The organism is Streptomyces sp. NPDC107654, assembly GCF_055639035.1.
In genome coordinates this window covers 217293-238000 of record NZ_JBVKBI010000003.1, presented here as the reverse complement: position 1 = coordinate 238000, position 20708 = coordinate 217293, and the positions used below count along the sequence as shown (strand labels likewise).

Here is a 20708-nt window from a genome sequence, read left to right as displayed (position 1 = left end):
GCCATGACCGTGCTCACCGCCGCCGACCTGGACGACTTCACCGAGCGGGGCTACCGCGTGCTGCGCGGCGCGTTCGACGAGCGCCGCGCCGCCCCGGTCCGGGACGCGGTCTGGCGGCGCAGGCAGGAGAAGGCCGGCATCGACCGTGCCGACCCGCGAACCTGGCCCGCCGCCTACGACATCGAGGAGCGGCTCGACCTGCCCGAGGCTCGCGCCTGCTTCCCCGACGTGCCCACCCGGGCGATGGAGGAACTGCTCGGCCCGGGCCGCCGGCGCGGCGACCGGGCCTGGGGGTTCTGGCCGGTGAACTTCGCCCACGGCGCCGACCGGCCGGCCGGGGCCGTGCCCGTGGAGGGCCGGCACGTCGACGGCAACTGGTTCCGGCACACCCTCGACGCACCCCATTAGGGGCTGCTCCTGATCGGACCGTTCTCCGACGTCGCGCCCACCGGCGGGGGCACCCTGCTCGCCGCGGGCAGCCACCACCGCACCGCCCGCGTCCTCGCCCGGCATCCCGAAGGGCTCGGCCACCGCGAGCTGTTCGACCTCGTCCTGGCCGAACCCCTGGGGGACATCACGGAGATCACCGGCAACGCCGGGGACGTCGTCCTCGCCCACCCCTTCCTCTTCCACACCCGCGGCTTCAAACACACCGGACCGCCCCGCTCCCTCGGCGACACCGAGGCATATCTCACCGCACCCCTGCGCCTCGGCGGCGGCGACGCCCGGAACCGTTCCGTACGGGAGGAATCGATCCGCGCGGCCCTCGCCGCGCCCCCGCCGGCCTTCTCCGACGGGCTGCGCTGCCGCTTCCGACCGGCCCGGCCCGGCGCGCCCCTGTGGCGCCGCCCACCCCGTCGGTGTGATGGTTTTCGCACCTCGCCCCGTGCGGGCACCCCCTAAGGTGTCCGCGAGTACGGCAGGGCGTGGCTGGACACCAGGGTGTTCGTCGCCGGCAGGCAGCTGAAGGGAATCCAGAATGTTCCGCAAGGTGCTGGTCGCCAACCGTGGAGAGATCGCGATCCGCGCGTTCCGGGCGGGCTACGAACTCGGCGCGCGCACCGTCGCCGTGTTCCCGCACGAGGACCGCAACTCGCTGCACCGGCTGAAGGCCGACGAGGCGTACGAGATCGGGGAGCCGGGGCACCCGGTGCGTGCCTACCTCTCCGTCGAGGAGATCGTGGGCGCCGCCCGCCGGGCCGGCGCCGACGCCGTCTACCCGGGCTACGGCTTCCTGTCCGAGAACCCGGAACTGGCCCGTGCCTGCGAGGAGGCGGGCATCACCTTCGTCGGTCCCAGCGCCGCCACCCTGGAGCTGACCGGCAACAAGGCCCGTGCGGTCGCCGCCGCCCGCGCGGCCGGCGTACCCGTCCTGGGCTCCTCCCAGCCCTCCACCGACGTGGACGAACTGGTGCGCGCCGCCGAGGAGATCGGCTTCCCCGTCTTCGTCAAGGCGGTCGCGGGCGGCGGCGGGCGCGGCATGCGCCGGGTGGAGGACCCGGCCCAGCTGCGCGAGTCCATCGAGGCCGCCTCCCGCGAGGCCGCCTCCGCGTTCGGCGACCCCACCGTCTTCCTGGAGAAGGCCGTCGTGGAGCCCCGCCACATCGAGGTGCAGATCCTCGCCGACGGCGAGGGCAACGTCATCCACCTCTTCGAGCGGGACTGCTCGGTGCAGCGCCGCCACCAGAAGGTCATCGAGCTGGCCCCCGCGCCGAACCTGGACCCCGCGCTGCGCGACCGGATCTGCGCCGACGCCGTCCGCTTCGCCCGCGAGATCGGCTATCGCAACGCCGGCACCGTGGAGTTCCTGCTCGACCGCGACGGCAACCACGTGTTCATCGAGATGAACCCGCGCATCCAGGTCGAACACACCGTGACCGAGGAGGTCACCGACGTCGACCTGGTCCAGGCCCAGATGCGGATCGCCTCCGGCGAGACCCTCGCCGGCCTCGGACTCTCCCAGGACACGGTCACCCTGCGCGGCGCCGCCCTCCAGTGCCGGATCACCACCGAGGACCCCGCCAACGGCTTCCGCCCCGACACCGGCCGGATCAGCGCCTACCGCTCCCCGGGCGGCTCCGGCATCCGCCTCGACGGCGGCACCACCCACGCCGGTACGGAGATCAGCGCGCACTTCGACTCGATGCTGGTCAAGCTCACCTGCCGGGGCCGCGACTTCCAGGCCGCCATCGGCCGGGCCCGGCGCGCGGTCGCCGAGTTCCGCATCCGCGGCGTGGCCACCAACATCCCGTTCCTGCAGGCGGTCCTGGACGACCCGGACTTCCAGGCGGGCCGGGTCACCACCTCCTTCATCGAGCGGCGCCCGCACCTGCTCACCGCCCGCTCCTCCGCCGACCGCGGCACCAAGCTGCTCACCTACCTCGCCGACGTCACCGTCAACAAGCCGCACGGCAAGCGGCCCGAGCTGCTCGACCCGCTGACCAAGCTGCCGCCGCTGCCCGCCGGCGAGCCGCCCGCCGGATCCCGCCGGCTCCTCGTGGACCTCGGCCCCGAGGGCTTCGCCCGGCAGCTGCGCGAGTCGCCGACCGTCGGCGTCACCGACACCACCTTCCGAGACGCCCACCAGTCCCTGCTCGCCACCCGGGTCCGCACCAAGGACCTCCTCGCCGTCGCCCCCGTCGTCGCCCGCACCCTCCCGCAGCTGCTCTCCCTGGAGTGCTGGGGCGGCGCCACCTACGACGTCGCGCTGCGCTTCCTCGCCGAGGACCCCTGGGAGCGGCTGGCCGCCCTGCGCGAGGCCGTCCCCAACATCTGCCTCCAGATGCTGCTGCGCGGACGCAACACCGTCGGCTACACGCCGTACCCGACCGAGGTCACCGACGCCTTCGTGCAGGAGGCAGCCGCCACCGGCATCGACATCTTCCGCATCTTCGACGCCCTCAACGACGTCGGCCAGATGCGCCCCGCCATCGACGCCGTACGCGAGACCGGCACCGCGATCGCCGAGGTGGCCCTCTGCTACACCGCCGACCTCAACGATCCGTCGGAGCGCCTCTACACGCTCGACTACTACCTGCGCCTCGCCGAGCAGATCGTCGAGGCCGGCGCCCACGTCCTCGCCGTCAAGGACATGGCCGGCCTGCTGCGCGCCCCGGCCGCCGCCAAGCTGGTCTCCGCGCTGCGCCGGGAGTTCGACCTGCCCGTGCACCTGCACACGCACGACACCGCCGGCGGCCAGCTCGCCACCTACCTCGCCGCGATCCAGGCCGGCGTCGACGCCGTCGACGGCGCGGTGGCCTCCATGGCCGGTACGACCTCCCAGCCGTCGCTGTCCGCGCTCGTCGCCGCCACCGACCACTCCGACCGCCCCACCGGCCTGGACCTCCAGGCCGTCGGCGACCTGGAGCCGTACTGGGAGGGCGTCCGCAGGATCTACGCCCCGTTCGAGGCGGGCCTCGCCTCCCCGACCGGCCGCGTCTACCACCACGAGATCCCCGGCGGCCAGCTGTCCAACCTGCGCACCCAGGCCGTCGCCCTCGGCCTCGGCGACCGCTTCGAGGACATCGAGGCGATGTACGCCGCCGCCGACCGCATCCTCGGCCGCCTGGTCAAGGTCACCCCGTCCTCCAAGGTCGTCGGCGACCTGGCCCTGCACCTCGTGGGCGCCGGAGTCTCCCCGGACGCCTTCGAGGCGACCCCCGACAGGTTCGACATCCCGGACTCGGTGATCGGCTTCCTCCGCGGCGAGCTGGGCACCCCGCCCGGCGGCTGGCCGGAGCCGTTCCGCACCAAGGCGCTCCAGGGCCGCGCCGAGCCGAGGCCCGTGCCCGAGCTGTCCGCCGAGGACCGCGAGGGGCTGGCCAAGGACCGCAGGGCCACCCTGAACCGGCTGCTGTTCCCCGGTCCGACCCGCGAGTTCGAGACGCACCGCCAGTCCTTCGGCGACACGAGCGTGCTGGACAGCAAGGCCTTCTTCTACGGCCTGCGCCCGGGCAAGGAGTACGCCGTCGACCTGGAGCCCGGCGTCCGGCTGCTGATCGAGCTGCAGGCGATCGGCGAGGCCGACGAACGCGGCATGCGGACCGTGATGTCCACGCTCAACGGCCAGCTCCGCCCCATCCAGGTCCGTGACCGCGCGGCCGCCTCCGACATCCCGGTGACGGAGAAGGCCGACCGCTCCGACCCCGGCCATGTCGCGGCGCCCTTCGCCGGTGTGGTGACGCTGGCCGTCGCCGAGGGCGACGAGGTGGCGGCGGGTGCCACGATCGCCACGATCGAGGCGATGAAGATGGAGGCCACGATCACCGCCCCCAAGGCCGGCCGTGTCTCCCGGCTGGCCATCACCCGGATCCAGCAGGTGGAGGGCGGGGACCTACTGGCGGAACTCGCGTGAGCGGTCCCCCAGGCCTTCCTTGTAGATCGCCATGAGGCGCGGGCCCAGGTGCTTCACCGCCGTCGTGCGGAACTCCTCGTGCGCGAAGCGGAGCCGCGGCTCATCCGGGCCCCTGTCCTCCACCGTGAGGAGGCGGCCTATACCGCCCCTGAGCATCGTCTCCAGCCGGTAGGGGGCCTGGCCCGTCAGCCGGGCCAGGTCCGTCCTGGTGATCCCCGCCGGATGGGCCGCGAGCAGCCCGATGACGTCCTGGTTGTCCTGGTGCGCGGTCAGTACGGTGTACAGCTCGTTGAAGGCCTCCAGGGAGACGTTCCGGGCCACGGAGGCGGGCTTGAGCACGCGGACCCGGCAGCGACGCAGCGGGTGCCCGGCGGGGACGTCGTCGGGCAGCGGCGTGCGACGGCCGGCGACGAGCACGCGCAGGCCCTCTCCGGGCTGCCGGGGCAGCAGCGAGGCGATGCTGGGCAGGCCGGTCAGCGGGCTCCGGTCCTCGTCGAGACCGTCGACCAGGAGAAGCAGCCGCCGGCCCTCCGCGCGGGCCCGGGCCGCGGCGAGCCCCAGCAGGCGGCCGCGCAACCGGTCCCGGGCGCCGGCGAGCATCGTGGCCGTGAGCACGGGTTCGCCGAGCAGCCAGGCCAGTTGTTCGACGAGCGCGTCGGTGAAAGCCATGCTGTCGGCGTGCTCCGCGACGCGGTGGGAGGCGAAGAACGCCACGACGTCGACGTCCGAGGGGGCACGCAGCGCGAAGGTGGACAGCAGCGCCGTCTTGCCCGACCAGGGGGCACCCTGCCAGAGGGCGTACGGCTCGTCCCCGCGGCAGAAGGCCGCCAGCTCGGTCAGTTCCGGATCCCGGCCGCGCAGCACCGCCGGAGCCAGGGCGCGGACGTGGTCGGCGTAGGGGGCCACCCGTTCGGGCTCCGGAGCCGGGATCTCGGGCAGCTTGTCGAGCGGTCCGAGCCCCGCCAGCGCGGCCAGGAGATCCTGTCGCTCGGGCGGACCGGTCAGGAGGCGCTCGATCCGGACGGCTTCGAGGTGGCCGGGGCCCGCCGAGGGATCGACCGCGTTGATGACACCGACGATGCGCCCTTCGGCCCACACCGGTGCGCCCCCCATCCCCGCCCAGGGGGAGCGGCCCCTGCCGGTCGGATTGTTCGGAGCGCCGTTCACGGTGATCTCGAGCGTGCCGCTGCGCAGGTTGGAGAGTGTGGACGCGGTGCCGAACGCGTGGGCCAGGTCGAAGACGGCTTGCTCACTGTGCCACTTGTAGGTGGGGAAGCCCGCGGCTTCCACGGTGACCACCGCCGGCCGGCTCGTGACGCGGCCGTAGCGCACGGGAGGAACCACGGGGGCGTGGCCGGGCGGTTCGAACCGCAGGAGGGCGACGTCCGCGCCGTCGTCCGCCCAGGCGACGGTCGCCGGACCGGTCCACTCCTCGGGACCGAAGGTGAACCGTAGCTGGATCTCGGTCCTGTCCCGCACCACGTGGGCCGCGGTGAGCACGCAGTCGTTCGTCACCCGGTAGCCGGAGCCGCGGGAGCCCCGTGTCGCCACCTCGGCGATGCGCGCCGGGTCCAGGTGCCGTGAGGAGACGGCGTCGGTCACCGCCCGCGACGGCGGAGTCGTGTCCCGGACCTCCGCGGGCGCGGTCGGGAAGAGGGTGACCGTGATCATCCCGTGCCGGATCACCACCACCGGTTCCGGCGAGCCCACGGTCTGGCAGTCCGCGACCGACCGGGGCACTCCCAGACCGACGGACTCGACCAGCTTCACCCAGGTCAGCAGCCGGGCCAGACGGAAGTTGCGGGGCTGTGACTGGCCTTCCAGGGCGCTCAGCCGTACCTGCCCGTCGGGCCTCGGCGACGGGCCGCTCCAGGTGCCGGGACTGATCACCTCGATCCGGTCGTCGAAGACGTGCACCTGCACGCAGGCCGCGTGGTCGGTGTAGTCCCGGTGGACTACGGCGTTGGCGATGATCTCCCGTACCGCGATCATGGGATAGCGGTAGGCGGGCTCGCTGTACGCGCTCGTGGCGGTGGGCGACTCGCCGAGCGCGGCCGACTTCGCCACGAAGTCCCGCGCGCGAACGATGAGTTCGGGAACCGTGCCGTTCAGCTCCAGGCTCTCCACGGGATCCGTCTTGCGGGTTCCGCGGAACCGGACGCAGCGCACCATCGCCGAGGGCAGCAGTGCCGTCGGGTTCTGCCCGAACAACAGGACCCCGGCGAGGGTGGGGTCGCCGTTCTTCAGGAGCCCGGCCCGCTGGAGGAACTCGCCGGACGTCAGCTGCTCGGGCAGGGCCGCCGCCATGTCGTCCTTCAGGTCGCGCCGGAACGCCTCGATGCGCTTCTCGCTGAGCGTCTCGCCCGGAGCGGTGTCGTCCACGGACGCCGGGAGGGCCCTGCCGCGGGGGGTGTCGGCGGTGGGACCCGGCTCGGGAGGCGGCGGGGGGACGGCCTGCTGCCCGGCCGTCGGTGCCGGGCGGCGGGCGATGGGGACCGCCCCCGCCCCGTCGAAGGTGCGGTGCGGCGCGTGGCCGTCGAACCTGACCTGCGCGAGGTGGGTGAAGAGGTCGTCCAGGTCGACCACCTGATCGGCGTTCCGGTCGACGGCCTTGGTGAGCAGGCCGTCGACCAGCGCGCGGGTGAAGGGACTCGGTTCGCCGCGCGCCTCCGCGTCGGCCGCGCGGTCCGCCTCCGAGGTGGCGGCTATCAGATAGCGCCCCTCGCCGGACAGCGCGTCGAGCAGGCCGTCGTCGCCCTTGAAACCGCCGCTGTGGCAGCAGTCCAGGATGACGATCTTCACCTGGGCGAAGCTGTCGGTGATGGCGTCGGACAACGTCGCCGCCGGGAGGGCGGTCGAGCGCAGTCTGTCGGTCCGGGTGTCGCTCGCGCACAGGAAGAGCTTCCGGTTGCGGTTGCGGCCGTGCCCGCTGTAGTAGAAGAGCAGGGTGTCGTCGGACTCGGCGGTGCTGAAGAACTCGTCGACCGCGCGGGTGATCTCCCCGGCGTCGGCCTCGGTGACCAGCCGTACCTCGCTGCGCTGGAAGAGACCCGCCGTCGGATCGGTGAGCGCGTCGCGCAGCAGGAGCCCGTCGGCCTTCGGGCCCTGAAGTTCGTGCAGGGCGCCCGGGTCCCCCGGGTACCGTGAGTTGCACACGATCAAGGCCCGGTACATGCGATCCTTCGGCGGACGTGCGGAGTCGGCGGCGGGCGGCCAGCATATTCCCTGCCCGTCAGTGCCCACCAGACACGCGCTCGCCGCCGGCCGGACCGGCCGGCGGCGACCCGGTACGGCGTCTACCCCCGGCCGATGAGGTGGCGCAGGCGGGCGAGCAGGAGGTTGGGGTCCCGCCGGGTGGTGAAGGCGGCGCTCGGTACGTACACGGTCCGGCCGCGGACGGCCACGGAGGTCGGGTTGGACAGGCCGTCCTCGGCGGTGAGCACGGGGTGGACGGTGCCGTCCGGGTGGATCAGGACGACCTGGTTGCCGGAGTTGAGCGCGGCCAGCACGCTCCGGCCGTACCCGGGGAAGGCGAAGTCGTCGATGTCGGTGAGCGCGTCGGCGCGGGTCTCCACGGGGCCGGCGGTGCCGTCCGGGCCGACGGGGATGCGCAGCAGCGTGCCCCGGTCGCTGTTGGACACCCACACGGCGTCCCGGCGGACCTTGATGCCGTTGGCGCCGAAGCCGTGGGCGGGCGGCGCCGGGAGCGGAGCGAGCGCCGGACCCGCTGCCCACTTCGTGGCCGTGCCGCCCGCCTGCGGGACGCGCCAGACGGTGCCGCGCACCGAGTCGGCCGCGTAGAGGACACCCTGGCGCTCGTCGAGGGCCAGCCCGTTGGGCAGTCCGTCGGCCGGCAGCGCGGCGATCTTCTCCGGCGCGCCGCCGCCGGGGGAGAGGCGCCAGATGCCTGTCCTGCGGGTGCCGGTGGCGTAGTTGACGTACAGCGTGCCGTCGTGGGCGCGGGCGATGCCGGTGACGATCGCGCGGTGCACGAGCGGGGTCGCCGGGTGGGCCACGGCGGGCAGGGTCGCCCGGATCCGGGTCAGGCCCTCCGGAGTGACGTGGGCGACCTGCCGGGCGTGGGCGAAGGTCAGGTCGGCGGATCCGTCGGGGGCGAGCGCGATGTTCTCGGGCGTGCGTCCGGCGGTCAGGTCGAAGTGGGTGAGGACGCGCGCGTCCGTGACCAGCCGCTCACTGCCGGGTCCGGGCGGGGCGGGCGTGGCGGCGACGAGGCCGAGCGCGAGCACGGCCGTGGCGGCGCCCGTCAGGCGGGAGAGTCGGGGCATGTGACCTCTTTTCGGTCGGCGCGCGGGGCGCCGGCGTGCGGGTCACACCAACATGACGGGGGAGGGGCCGCCGGGGGCGGGAGCCGGGCCGGGGGATCGCCCGCGCGGACCACCGGCGCGCACCTCACGGAGCGCGCCCGGGTGACGCTCCGGCCCCCGGCGCGGGCCCCGGCCGTCAGTCCCAGAGCGGATACGTCATGACCTGCTTGAAGCCCTCCGGACGGCCCTGCTGGTAGGTGAGGCTCATCCGGTCGTAGCGCTGGGTCCCCGGGTGCTTCTTCCAGGGCTTGGCGTCGTCGAGCCGGACGGTCACCGGGTAGGAGCGGAAGGTGCCGGCCGCGCAGTACGGCTTGCAGTCGTTGACCATGTTCACGCCCTCGGCGGTCGCCCCGTCCGGACCCCACTGCGTCCAGTGGAGCCCGGTGAGCCGGCTGTTGCCGTCGCCGCAGGCCAGGATGAAGTCGCCGGGGCGGACGGTGCGGTGCCACAGGCAGTCCACCAGGACGGGCTGCGAGGCGTCCGCCCGGGGAGGCGGCGTGGCGGCGGCCGGCGGACTGGCCGTGGCCGTGGTCATGGCCGCTGTCAGCAGGGCTCCTGCCGCGAGGGTGACTGCCGTTCCCACCAGTGATCCGCGCATGGCCGCTCCCACCCGTCGTGCCGTGTTCGACCGCGTGCACCCGACGCTACGACCGTCCCGCCGTTCGCACCAGTCGCGCAGGTGGGAGCGTGTGTCCGCGGTGCGGGAGGGGATCCCCGCGAAAGGGAGGGGCCGAATCGGACACCTCGCAGGCAGCGCCGGTTCAGCAGGCGCCCTCGTCCTCCCAGGGGCCCCACTGAGAGGCTCCGGGCGCCTCGTTCTGGGTCCACCACTTGGCTTTCCAGTTGTGCTTGCCGTACGAGACCTCGTTGCCGGCCGTGTACACCGCCGTGGAGCTCCAGGCCGGCTTGCAGGAGGCGGGTGTCGGGGTCGGCGTGGGCGTGGGCGGGGTGGTCGGCGGGGTGGTCGGCGGAGTGACCCCGGCGAACTTCACGGAGTACTTGGCGAAGTCCCACGCGTTCTGGGCCACGCTGGAACAGGTGCCGGAGGTACGGCCGCCGTTGTCGGCCGGAGTGCACTGCCGGTCGCGGTTGAGCGACCAGAACGTGAACCGGTCCATGTGGTGGCTCGTGGCGTAGTCGAGCACGGTCTGGAAGTCGGCCTGGGTGAAGTACTCGCCGGTGTCGCTGCGGCCGTTCATGCCCGAGAAGCCCTCGTGGGCGTAGGCGGTCGCCTGGTCCCAGCCGAAGGTGGACTGCAGGATCGTGTTGAAGTTGGTGAGCGCGGCCGTCTGGCTCGCCGCGCCGTTGAAGCCGCCGTCGAAGGGCATGATGGAGAAGTTGTTCGGGGTGAAGCCCTGTGCCTTGGCTTCCAGCAGCAGCTGCTTGCCGAACCAGCCGGTGCCGTCCGCCGTGCCGGCCGTGGTCACGGACACGTACAGCCCCGGGTTGTTCCGCTGGAGGATCTTGGCGGCGCCGATCTCGTTCCTGATCGCCGCGCTGTTCTCGTACTCCGGCTCCTCCAGGTCGAAGTCGATGGCGTGCAGCCCGTACTTGGTGACGACCTGCTGGTAGGCCGCCGCCGTGGACGCCGGGTCCGCGCAGGCCTGGCCGAGCTTGGTGCCGCCGTAGCCGCCGATGGAGACGGAGACGTCACCGCCCTTGGCACGGATGGTGTTGATCACCGACTGGACGGCGGTGTCCGAGGCGACCGGTGCCGTGCCGCCCCAGGTCGGGGTGCAGCCGCCGCCGTCGGGGGCGAGGACGAACGCCAGCTGGAACGCCTTCAGCCCGGTGGCGTCCATGATGGCGGCCGGGTCCGGCGGCTCGTTGTCCAGTGGCATCAGATAAGGGGCGGCGGCGTACCAGCGGTTGTCCAGCGCGGTGGTCGCGCCCGAGGCGCTGCTCGCGACCAGTGCGGTGGTGCCGGCTGCGGCGAGGGTGACGGCCGCCGCCGCGCCCAGACATGCCCGAAGACGTCTCATGCGTGCCTCCAGAGGGTGGGGATCCCCAGAGCGGGGAGCCCCACCCTCCGGGAGCTGTTGCGGTCACGTCAACGCTTTGGACTAGACCAACGTCCGCTTTGGACTAGACCATACGATCTCTTTACCTGTGCTTACCCTGCTCGACCAGACGCAGTGTGAACCCGCGGTCGAGCGGCATCCTCGGGGTGCCGACGGTGGTGACCCGGGTGCCGGCGTCGTAGGACCAGGCGCCGGCCGGCAGCGGGTGCCCGTCGAGGAGGACCCGCGCGGGCGCCGTGCCGCCGTGCACGGTGAACCGGTACGCCCGGGCGTCCACCTTGCCCGCGTACTCGCCGCGGCTCGTGCCGACCGTCACCGTCGTCCCCGCGGCGCCGCCGCGCACCGACACCCGCTGGGTCGCCGCCGCGCCCTTGGCGAAGTCACGGGTCACACCGTCGTCCTCGTACAGCGTGTAGCGACTGGTGCCGTGCACCGCCGGGTACAGGTCCCAGTCCAGCTCGTGCCGGTCGCGGGTCTGCCAACTCGTCGTGCCCTTGGGCCACATGGGCACGACCGCGCCCTCGCGCACGAACAGCGGCAGGGTGTCCAGCGGGGCGTGGTAGCCGTTCAGTGTGGTCGGGCCCTCGTAGGTGCGCCCGGTCCAGTAGTCGGTCCAGGTGCCCTTCGGCAGATAGATGCCGTCGCGGGTGTCGGAGTCCTCGTACACCGGCGCGACCAGGAAGTCCGGGCCGGACAGGAACTCGTACTTCGCCTGCGAGCCCAGGGTCTCCGGGTCGTCCGGGTACTCCAGCCACAGCGGACGCACCGCACCCACGCCCGTCCTCGCCGCCTGCGCGGACAGGGTGTACATGTACGGCAGCAACCGTTCCTTCAGCTGCAGGTACTTGCGGTTGACGGACGTGTACGGCTCCCCGTCCCGCCACGGCTGCTGGTCGGCGGGCTTGCCGGTGGTGAGGTCGCTGGCCCAGCCGTCCATCGTCATGACGGCCGGCAGGAACGCCTTCCACTGAAGGTCGCGGGCGTACATCTCGGCGTCGTGGCGGTAGATGCTGCCCACGTCACCGGTGTTGTAGGCGATACCGGACATCGTCGCCCCGGCGTACGTCGGGATCTGCCAGCGGATGTAGTCCCAGGACAGCTTCTGGTCGCCGCTCCACAGCACCCCGCAGCGCTGGGCACCCGCCCAGGACACCGGCAGCCACACGAAGCCGCGCGCGTCGCTGTTGTCCTCGATCCCCTTCTTCGCCGCGTCGCACGCGTCCAGCGCGAACTTGTACCCGTTGCCGACCCAGGCCACGTCCAGCTTGGCCACCCGCTGGCCCGCCCTGACCTGGTCGGCGAGCTTGTCGATGCCGTCCTGGGTCCACAGGCCGAGCTGGGCGTGGTGGTCCTGGAGCCCCTTGGCGGTCTGCTCCAGGTTCTCGTACCCGCAGCCGTACCCGTCGTTGACCAGCATCCAGCCGAGCGGCATCCGGTGCTCGGTGTAGCCCTCGGCGATCTTCAGCGCGTCCAGGGTGTGCCGCTCGCCCCGGTTGGCGTTGTGCAGATAGCAGTCGGAGTCGCCCGGTTCGAGGCCGTACACCGGTGGCATGAAGGGCCTGCCCACCAACGCCGTGTATTGTCCGATCACTTGCTTGGCGTCACCGAGGAAGTAGTAGGCGTCCAGGCGCCGTTCCTGCTGCCCGGTCGTCACCGAGGAGCCGAAGGTGTACACGCCGGGCGCGAACGTGTTGCGAAAGGCGCCGTAGCCCGCGCTGGAGAGGTAGAACGGCTGCGAGTTGTTGTAGCCGCCCTCGTTCCAGTCGAAGCTGTTCGCGACGTACATCGTCCGGCCCCGGTGCGAGAAACCGCCGTTCTGCTCGCCGCCGCCGAAGAACTGCTCGTCCGCGCCCCGCGCGAGGCTCTGCCGCATCCCGCCGGTGGACCAGCGCAGCGGCTTGTCCTCCTGCCAGATCCGGGTGCGGTTGTCCGGCTTGTACAGCCCGAACCGCAGCGGCTTCTTGTAGACGCGCAGCACGGCCTGGGGGGACCGGATGCCGTAGTAGTCGCCCGCGTCGAACGACGAGGTGTGTCGCTGGAGCGCGGGCTGCCGGCGCACGATGGCCGAGCCGGCCGGGTCGCTCGGCGAGCCGGACGGGTCGGCCTGGAGCCGCAGTCGGCCCCCCTCCAGGAAGTCGGCGCGGGCGGTGAGCCGTCCGGCGCCGACGGTGTAGCTGCCGTCGCCGCCCGAGAAGGACGTGAGGTCCCCGGCGTCCGTGGTCGCGGGCAGGTAGGCGGTGCCCGTGAAGGAGTTGTCGTGCACGTCGTACGGCACCACGAGCACGTGGTAGGTGCCGGAAGCCCGCGGGATCACCGTGGCCTCGGGGTCGGCGGTGCCCGCGCTGGACGCCACCTGCCTGCCGTGGTCGTCGTAGACGTACAGGTCGAAATCGTCCGAGGGGCGCTCCCATCCGATCGACAGCGGGATGCCCCCCTCCGGGTTGTCGTCCCAGTAGCCGTCCGGCACCGAGACGGTCAGGTCGAAGCGGGCGCAGACCGTGCCGTCGGGGTCGGTGGCGGCGTCGGGGCACTTCTCGGGGCCGCCGCCGGTGCCCTTGGCGTAGACCGGGCTGTGCCAGCTGACGCTGCTGTGGGCCGGATCCAGGACGGCGCCGGCCGCCGGTGCGGCGGCCTGGGCCGGGACCGGGGCGGCGAGCGCGGTCCCGGCCAGGACGCTCGCCAGCGCCAGCGGTACCCAGGCCGGCCACGGCACACGGTGTCGGAGTCTTCGCACGGCGGAACAACTCCCCTCGCACCTTTGCGGACTGACTGTTCTTACGGCGATGTTGCTCGGAAGCGCTTGAAACGAGCGTCAATCGAGCAGCTTCACGCACGCAGCCTCAGGGCTGAAGCAGGTTCATGTCAATACCGCGGGCGGTCGGGCGGTGGGAGGAGTGGCGCTCGGAGGATGCCGCCGTCGGCGCGGACCACCCGGCCGTTGAGCCGGCCGGTGAGACAGCCGCCGGCCGGGGAGGCGAGGAAGCACACCGCCCCGGCGATGTCGGCGGGTATGCCGAGGCGCTCCGGCGGCGGCTGGGCGGCCGGACGGGCGACGGTCTCCTCCTCCTTGCCGTCCGGGAACATGCCGGCGGCCGAGGGCCCGGGCGCCACGGCGTTCACGCTGACGTCCCGGCCGCGCAGCTCACGGTGCCGGCACCAGCGTCAGCGCCGCCACCAGGCCCTTGTTCGCTCCCGGACGCGGTACGCGGCCGGCTCATGGCGTGCGCCGACCGTCACGCCGCGGCGGAGTACGAGGGGCCCGGACCACCGTGGCCTGGCCGTCGGCGCGGGGCGCACGCGGGAGGCGCTCGACGGGCTCCGCCGCGCCTCGCGGGCCGGTGATCCGTAAGCCCGGCTCAGGTACGCGGCCCCGCCGGAGCCGGCAGGCCGACCGGAGGAGGCGGAGCTGCTGCGACGGTACGGCCGGGAGCCCGACGGCACGATCCCGCCACCGTGGAGCACGGCCCCCGCCCCCGGAACGGCCGGCCGTACCGCCTTGAGCCGGCGGTTCCGACGCGGGGTCACCGGTGGCCGGCACTGCCGCTCGGGTTGGTCCGTCCGCGGGCGGGGCGCGGTCAGGCGGGCGGGCCGGCGAGGCGCAGGGCCGCCGCCGGCGCGGGCGCGGGGGCGGCGGTCTGACCGGTGGCGTCCGTCCACCAGTCGGAGCCGTCCTCGACGTAGCGCAGCAACACCCCCTCGCGGATCGCCCAGGGGCAGACGACGGCCCGGGGCAGGCCCATCAGCTTCAGCGCGGTGTGCCCGACCACCGCTCCGGCCAGGCTCTGGGCGGCGCGCGGGGCCGAGATGCCGGGCAGCAGGGCGCGTTCGGCGGCGGGCAGCGCGGCGAGGGAGCGCACCGCCTCGCGCAGGTCCCGGCAGACCAGCTCCCGCTCCACGAAGGGGCCGAACCGCCCCGGCGCGGCCCCGCACAGCCGGGCCAGCTGCTGGAACGTACGGGAGGTGACGGCGGCGGTGCGCGGACGCTCCCAGCGGATCCGGGCGGCCACGTCCCGCAGTTCGTGGCGGATACGGCGGCGCAGCACCTTCAGCTCGGCCGCCCCCGGCGGGTCCTGGACGCCCAGGCACTCCTGGGTCAGCCGGTTCGCTCCGAGCGGCAGGGACGCGGCGAAGTCGGGCAGCCGGCCCCGGCCGAAGGCCACCTCCAGCGAGCCGCCGCCGATGTCGAGCAGGGCGAGGGGGCCCGCCTTCCAGCCGAGCCAGCGGCGGGCCGCCAGGAAGGTCAGCTCCGCCTCGGTCTCCCCGGGCAGGGTGCACATGCGGATCCCGGTGCCCGACGCCACCCGCTGGAGCACCTCGTGACGGTTCGGGGCGTTGCGGACCACCGCGGTCGCGAAGGCCAGCGGACCCGCCGCGTGCCAGCGCCGGGCCGCGGCGCCCGCCGCGGCCACCGCCTTCACCAGCTCCTCCACCGCCCCGTCGGCGATCGTGCCGTCCGGACCGACCTGTTCGGACAGGCGCAGCTTCCACTTGACGGTGTGCACCGGCAGCGGAACACCGCCTTCCACATCGGCGATCACCAATCGGACCGTGTTCGACCCCGCATCCACCACGCTCACCCGCATGGTCGGGGAGTACCCACTTCCCCGGCGACGACCCGTGACACGGGGGGCGTGCCGATGCACACCGCTCCTGCCACGCGCCTCGGTTCGCGCTCGCGCGGCAGTCCGACGCGGACCAGCGGCGCGAGGCACACGGGCCGGGAGCCAGTGGGCGTCCGCCGGGCGGCAGTGTCCGTGCGCACCACCCGCACACCACGTCCGCCCCGGCTCCCGCCGCGCGCAGCCGCGTCGCGGCCCGGACGGCCGCCTCGAACCAGGTGCCCTCGACCACCGGTACCGGAACGGCGGCCATCAGCCGTGCGCTCCGCCAGGCGCTCAGGCCGGTGACGGCACGCAGGGTTTGCACGACGTCCCGCCGGCGATCTCCCGCACCGGTGAGCAGCACACTGAAAGCCGGCTCCTCCATCCGACGGCCCCTTCCTCTCGTCCGCGTCCTCGCCGGACGGCCGAACAGTCTCGACGGGCCGGCGCTGTGCCGGTCGTGTCCGAATCCCGCCCCCGCGAGCCCCCGGGGCGCGGACACTGCTCTTGGATGGCCACGACCACTGTCGGCGGGCGAAGCGGCGGGTGACCGGAGCGTATGCGATGAGGGTACTGGTGATCGGCGGTGGCATCGCGGGCACCGCGACCGCCCTGGGCCTGCACAAGGCCGGTGTCGACGTCACCGTGTTCGAGGAACACCCGGACACGGCCGAGGACATCGGTGCCTTCCTCACTCTGGCGAGCAACGGCATGCGCGCACTGGCCGAACTGGACGCCACGGCCGCCGTCACGGCCGTCGGTTTTCCGCTGACTTCCCTCCGCCTGCTCGACAGCGGGGGCGGCGAGGTCACGCACGTACCGCTCGGCGAGGCCGACGACCCCGCGCTGCGCTACCGCTGTCTGCGCCGCGGCGAGCTCAACGCGGCGCTCCAGGGCGAGGCGGTCCGGCGCGGCGTCCGGCTGCGCCACGGGGCCCGGCTGATCGCCGTGACCGAGGGACCGGACGGGGTCACCGCCCGCTTCGCCGACGGCACCACGGCCACCGGGGAACTGCTCGTGGGCGCCGACGGACTGAAGTCGGCCGTCCGCCGGCTGCTGCTGCCGGAGGCCCGGCCCGAGTACTCCGGCCAGCGGGTCTACTACGGCTACACCGGCACCGCGGACGGGTCCGCCCCACAGGGCGCCATCACCATGGTGCGGGGCAGCACGACCGCGTTCGGGTACGCGGTGTCCCCGGAGGGGCGGACGTACTGGTTCGCCCGCGCCGGCGGCGGTCCGCTGCCCGCCGCGGCGACCGCCGTGCCCCCCGCCGAACTGCGCGCCGAGCTGCTGCCGTTGCTGCGCGGGGACAAGACACCCGCCGCCGGCCTGGTCGCGTCCGCCGACGGGGAGATCATGGCCGTCAACGCGACGGAGATGCCGCTCGGCGCCCCGTGGCGCACCGCACGGGTCCTGCTCGTCGGCGACGCGGCCCACGCGGCCTCCCCGGCCACCGGCCAGGGTGCCTCCATGGCCCTGGAGGACGCCGTCGTCCTGGCCAAGGCGCTGCGCGACCTGCCGGATCCCGAGCGCGCGTTCACCGCGTACGAGCGCCACCGGCGGCCGCGGGCCGAGCACAACATCACCGTCAGCGGCGGCCTCTCCCGCGGCACCCGCGCCCCCTCCCGCCCGGCCCCCGGCGCGGCCCGTCCCGCCGGACCGGACGAGTCGCTGCTGCGTCAACTGGCCTGGGACGCCCCGCTGTCGCCCGAGCCGTACTGACCGCCGCCCCGTGCGCGAACGCGGTCGCACCGACCGTCCCGCGCGCACGAAAGTGCAAGAGGCGGGGCGCGGGAGTCCATGGCCGGGGCGAGGCCGGAGCCGGATCGTTCCGTGCAACCGGCCCCTCGGCAACAAGGAGCACCCGTGCGACCGTTGAGCAGAGCAGGCGGCACCATGCCCCCCACCTCGCCCCTGTTCGTCCTGAACATCGCCTACGACGCCCACCTGGGCCTGTACATCGGCACACCGCAGGCCGTCGACCAGAGCGGCCACGCACCGCAGTACCTGTACGCCACCGACGACCTGGCCACCCAGAAGTGGCGGCTCGTCGGCGACACCGGCGGCTACACCACCGCGTCCTGGTACCGCTGGTTCCTGGACCGCGCGAACCGCACCGGCTCCACCGTCGTCGGCAGGACCTTCCGCGCCTACTGCTCCTTCGGCTGCTCCCACGACACCTCCGGCGAGTACGTCGACCTCACCGTCGACTCCGCGGCGCCGGCCGCGCCGCCCGTGGAGACCGGCCGCAGGTACCGCATCACGGGCGGCACGGGCCGCGTCCTCGCCCAGGCGTCCGGCGGTTCCGCCGTCACCTCGGTGGCACGGCCCTCCGGCTCCGCCCGCGAGTCGTGGTCCTTCACCGCCACGGGCGACGGCGCCTTCACCGTCGCCAACTCCGCGACCGGCCGGCTGCTGGGCGTCGACTCGGGCAGGACGGCCGGCCGTGCCTGGGGCGCCCGGCCCACGGTCACCGCGGCCCGGGCCGGCGAAGCGGCCGTCGGACAGCAGTGGTTCGTGATCCCGGGCTCCGTCGCCGACGGCGGCTACCGTCTGGTCAACCGCTACAGCGGCCTCGTCCTCGCCCTCTCCCGGACCAGCGGCCGGCTCGCCGAGACCACCCCCTTGCGCACCTGGACCGACACCACCGGCGGCACCGTCGGCGACGGACGCACGGCCGCCGAACAGACCCTGTCGCTCAGCCCGCTGGGGGGGCTAGCCACCGGCGTGTCGGAGGCGGAAGTCGAAGGAACTGGTGTCCGAAGTCTTGTGGGCGAGTTGGTTCACCCCTTAAATCAAAACATGAACTAAGCCATGGGTGAGCCCCTGTTGTCTCCCCACACGTCTGGAGCCGCCGAATGAGACTGAGATCCCTGGGTGCAGCGCTGGCCGCCACGGCCGCGCTGCTCGCCCTGCCCACCACGCACCCCTCGGCCACCGCCGCCGAAACCCCCCTGTCCCAGGGGAAGTCCACCACCGCCTCGTCCGAGGAGAACAGCGGTACCGCGGCCGCCAAGGCCGTCGACGGCGACACCGGCACCCGCTGGTCCTCGGCCGCGAGCGACGACCAGTGGGTCCGGGTCGACCTCGGTACCACCGCCACCGTCACCCGGATCGTCCTGAACTGGGAGGCCGCCTACGGCAAGGACTACAAGGTCCAGATATCCGGTGACGGCAGCAGCTGGACCGACCTGAAGTCCGTCACCGGCTCCGACGGCGGCACCGACACGCTCGACGTGTCGGGCCGGGGCCGCTACGTCCGGATGCTCGGCGTGCACCGGGCCACCCAGTGGGGCTACTCGCTCTGGGAGTTCCAGGTGTTCGGCGGCACCGACGGCGGCCAGGCCGGCTGCGGCACCGCCAACGCCGCCCAGGGCAGGCCCGCCACGGCCTCCTCCACCGAGAACGCCGGCACACCCGCCTCCGCCGCCTTCGACGGCAGTACCGCGACCCGCTGGTCCAGCCAGGCCGCCGACCCCCAGTGGCTCCAGGTGGACCTCGGCTCCGTCCAGGACCTGTGCGAGGTCGACCTGAACTGGGAGGCCGCCTACGCCAAGGACTTCCAGATCCAGGCGTCCACCGACGGACAGACCTGGAACACCCTCAGGAGCGTCACCGGGGCGACCGGCGGCACGGCGTCCTACGACGTCAGCGGCTCCGGCCGGTACGTCCGCATCCACGGCACCGCCCGCGGCACCGGTTACGGCTACTCCCTGTGGGAGGTCGCCGTGCACACCGGCACCACCGGCGTCCCGCCCGTCCAGGGCGGCGGCGACCTCGGCCCGAACGTCATCGTCGTCGACCCCTCGACCCCGAACCTCCAGCAGAAGTTCGACGACGTCTTCGCCAAGCAGGAGTCGGCCCAGTTCGGCACCGGCCGCTACCAGTTCCTGCTCAAGCCCGGCACCTACAACAACATCAACGCCCAACTCGGCTTCTACACCTCGATCTCCGGCCTCGGCCTGAACCCCGACGACACCCGGATCAACGGGGACGTCACCGTCGACGCGGGCTGGTTCAACGGCAACGCCACCCAGAACTTCTGGCGTTCGGCGGAGAACCTCGCCCTCAAGCCGGTCAGCGGTACCGACCGCTGGGCCGTCGCCCAGGCCGCGCCCTTCCGCCGCATCCACGTCCAGGGCGGCCTCAACCTCGCCCCCAACGGCTACGGCTGGGCCTCCGGCGGCTACATCGCGGACTCCAAGATCGACGGCACGGTCGGCCCGTACTCCCAGCAGCAGTGGTACACCCGGGACAGCTCCGTCGGCGGCTGGACCAACGGCGTGTGGAACATGACCTTCTCCGGCGTCCAGGGCGCCCCCGCCACCAACTTCGACAGCGGCCCGTACACCACCCTGGACACCACCCCGGTCTCCCGTGAGAAGCCGTTCCTCTACCTGGACGGCTCCGCCTACAAGGTGTTCGTCCCTGCCAAGCGCACCAACGCCCGGGGCGTCTCCTGGCCCGCGAACGCCGGTACGTCCCTCCCGCTCGACCAGTTCTACGTCGTCAAGCCGGGCGCCACGGCCGCCACCATCAACCAGGCCCTGGCCCAGGGCCTCAACCTCCTGTTCACCCCCGGCGTCTACCACCTCGACCAGACCCTCGACGTCACGCGGCCGAACACCGTCGTCCTCGGTCTCGGCCTCGCCACCCTGGTCCCGGACAACGGCGTCGACGCGATGCACGTCGCCGACGTCGACGGCGTGCGGCTCGCCGGCTTCCTGATCGACGCGGGCCCGGTCAACTCCGCCGCCCTGCTCCGCATCGGCACCCCCGGTGCCACCGCCGACCACTCGGCCAACCCCACCACCATGCAGGACGTGTTCATCCGGATCGGCGGCGCCGGACCCGGACTCGCCACCGACTCCGTGGTGGTGAACAGCGACGACGTCATCATCGACCACACCTGGATCTGGCGCGCCGACCACGGCAGCGGAGTCGGCTGGGACACCAACCGCGCCGACTACGGCCTGCGCGTCAACGGCGACGACGTCCTCGCCACCGGCCTGTTCGTGGAGCACTTCAACAAGTACGACGTCTACTGGAGCGGAGAACGCGGCCGGACGATCTTCTACCAGAACGAGAAGGCGTACGACGCCCCGAACGCCGCCGCCGTCACCCACGACGGCATCACCGGCTACGCGGCCTACAAGGTCGCCGACACCGTCACCACCCACGAGGCGTGGGGCCTGGGCAGCTACTGCAACTACACCGCCGATCCGTCGATCGTCCAGGCGCACGGCTTCCAGGTGCCCGTCACTTCCGGGATCAAGATGCACGACCTGCTGGTGATCTCCCTGGGCGGCAAGGGCCAGTACGCACACGTCGTCAACAGCACCGGCGCACCCACCTCCGGCACCGACACGGTCCCGTCCAAGGTGACGTCCTTCCCCTAGAACACCGC

General features: G+C 73.1%; 11 protein-coding genes and 1 pseudogene. 5 read left to right on the top strand and 7 right to left on the bottom strand.

The features are described 5' to 3' along the window. Positions 1-3: 3 nt before the first annotated feature. On the top strand, positions 4-408 hold the full coding sequence (locus ACZ7N4_RS07120; protein ID WP_471354674.1) for a hypothetical protein: 405 nt from the start codon (positions 4-6) through the stop codon (positions 406-408). 571 nt (positions 409-979) lie between these two features. After that, complete coding sequence (locus tag ACZ7N4_RS07115; protein ID WP_471354672.1) at positions 980-4354, top strand: pyruvate carboxylase; 3375 nt, start codon at positions 980-982, stop codon at positions 4352-4354. Here ACZ7N4_RS07115 and ACZ7N4_RS07110 read toward each other — a convergent pair. The 7 genes and pseudogenes from ACZ7N4_RS07110 to ACZ7N4_RS07080 form a co-directional block, all read right to left on the bottom strand. Continuing rightward, on the bottom strand, positions 4334-7528 hold the full coding sequence (locus tag ACZ7N4_RS07110) for a caspase, EACC1-associated type (protein ID WP_471354670.1): 3195 nt from the start codon (positions 7526-7528) through the stop codon (positions 4334-4336). The two genes, ACZ7N4_RS07115 and ACZ7N4_RS07110, sit on opposite strands and share 21 nt — an antisense overlap. 122 nt (positions 7529-7650) lie before the next feature. Next, positions 7651-8640, bottom strand: a complete 990-nt coding sequence (locus ACZ7N4_RS07105) for an SMP-30/gluconolactonase/LRE family protein (RefSeq protein WP_471354668.1) — start codon at positions 8638-8640, stop codon at positions 7651-7653. A gap of 175 nt (positions 8641-8815) precedes the next feature. Continuing rightward, on the bottom strand, positions 8816-9277 hold the full coding sequence (locus ACZ7N4_RS07100) for a hypothetical protein (RefSeq protein WP_471354666.1): 462 nt from the start codon (positions 9275-9277) through the stop codon (positions 8816-8818). 163 nt (positions 9278-9440) lie between these two features. Beyond that, a complete protein-coding gene (locus ACZ7N4_RS07095) occupies positions 9441-10661 on the bottom strand; it encodes a chitinase (RefSeq protein WP_471354665.1) in 1221 nt (406 codons plus the stop codon). A gap of 121 nt (positions 10662-10782) precedes the next feature. Further along, on the bottom strand, positions 10783-12963 hold the full coding sequence (locus ACZ7N4_RS07090; protein ID WP_471355125.1) for a glycoside hydrolase family 31 protein: 2181 nt from the start codon (positions 12961-12963) through the stop codon (positions 10783-10785). A 599-nt stretch (positions 12964-13562) separates the two neighbouring features. Next, positions 13563-13890 (bottom strand): annotated as a pseudogene (locus ACZ7N4_RS07085) (SDR family oxidoreductase); the annotation flags it as partial. Between the two features lie 385 nt (positions 13891-14275). Beyond that, the gene (locus ACZ7N4_RS07080) at positions 14276-15283 is read right to left on the bottom strand and encodes a Ppx/GppA family phosphatase (protein ID WP_471354663.1); all 1008 of its coding nucleotides are present in this window, start codon (positions 15281-15283) and stop codon (positions 14276-14278) included. A gap of 582 nt (positions 15284-15865) precedes the next feature. Between ACZ7N4_RS07080 and ACZ7N4_RS07075 the strand changes: the two genes are divergently transcribed. The 3 genes from ACZ7N4_RS07075 (at position 15866) to ACZ7N4_RS07065 (ending at position 20700) form a co-directional block, all read left to right on the top strand. Further along, a complete protein-coding gene (locus ACZ7N4_RS07075; RefSeq protein WP_471354662.1) occupies positions 15866-17023 on the top strand; it encodes an FAD-dependent oxidoreductase in 1158 nt (385 codons plus the stop codon). 153 nt (positions 17024-17176) lie between these two features. Beyond that, positions 17177-18112 (top strand): RICIN domain-containing protein, encoded by a 936-nt coding sequence (locus ACZ7N4_RS07070; RefSeq protein WP_471354661.1) that lies wholly within the window; start codon positions 17177-17179, stop codon positions 18110-18112. 47 nt (positions 18113-18159) lie between these two features. Beyond that, positions 18160-20700 carry a discoidin domain-containing protein gene (locus ACZ7N4_RS07065; RefSeq protein WP_471354659.1) on the top strand — a complete coding sequence of 847 codons (2541 nt, stop codon included), beginning with the start codon at positions 18160-18162 and terminating at the stop codon, positions 20698-20700. Positions 20701-20708 lie beyond the last annotated feature (8 nt).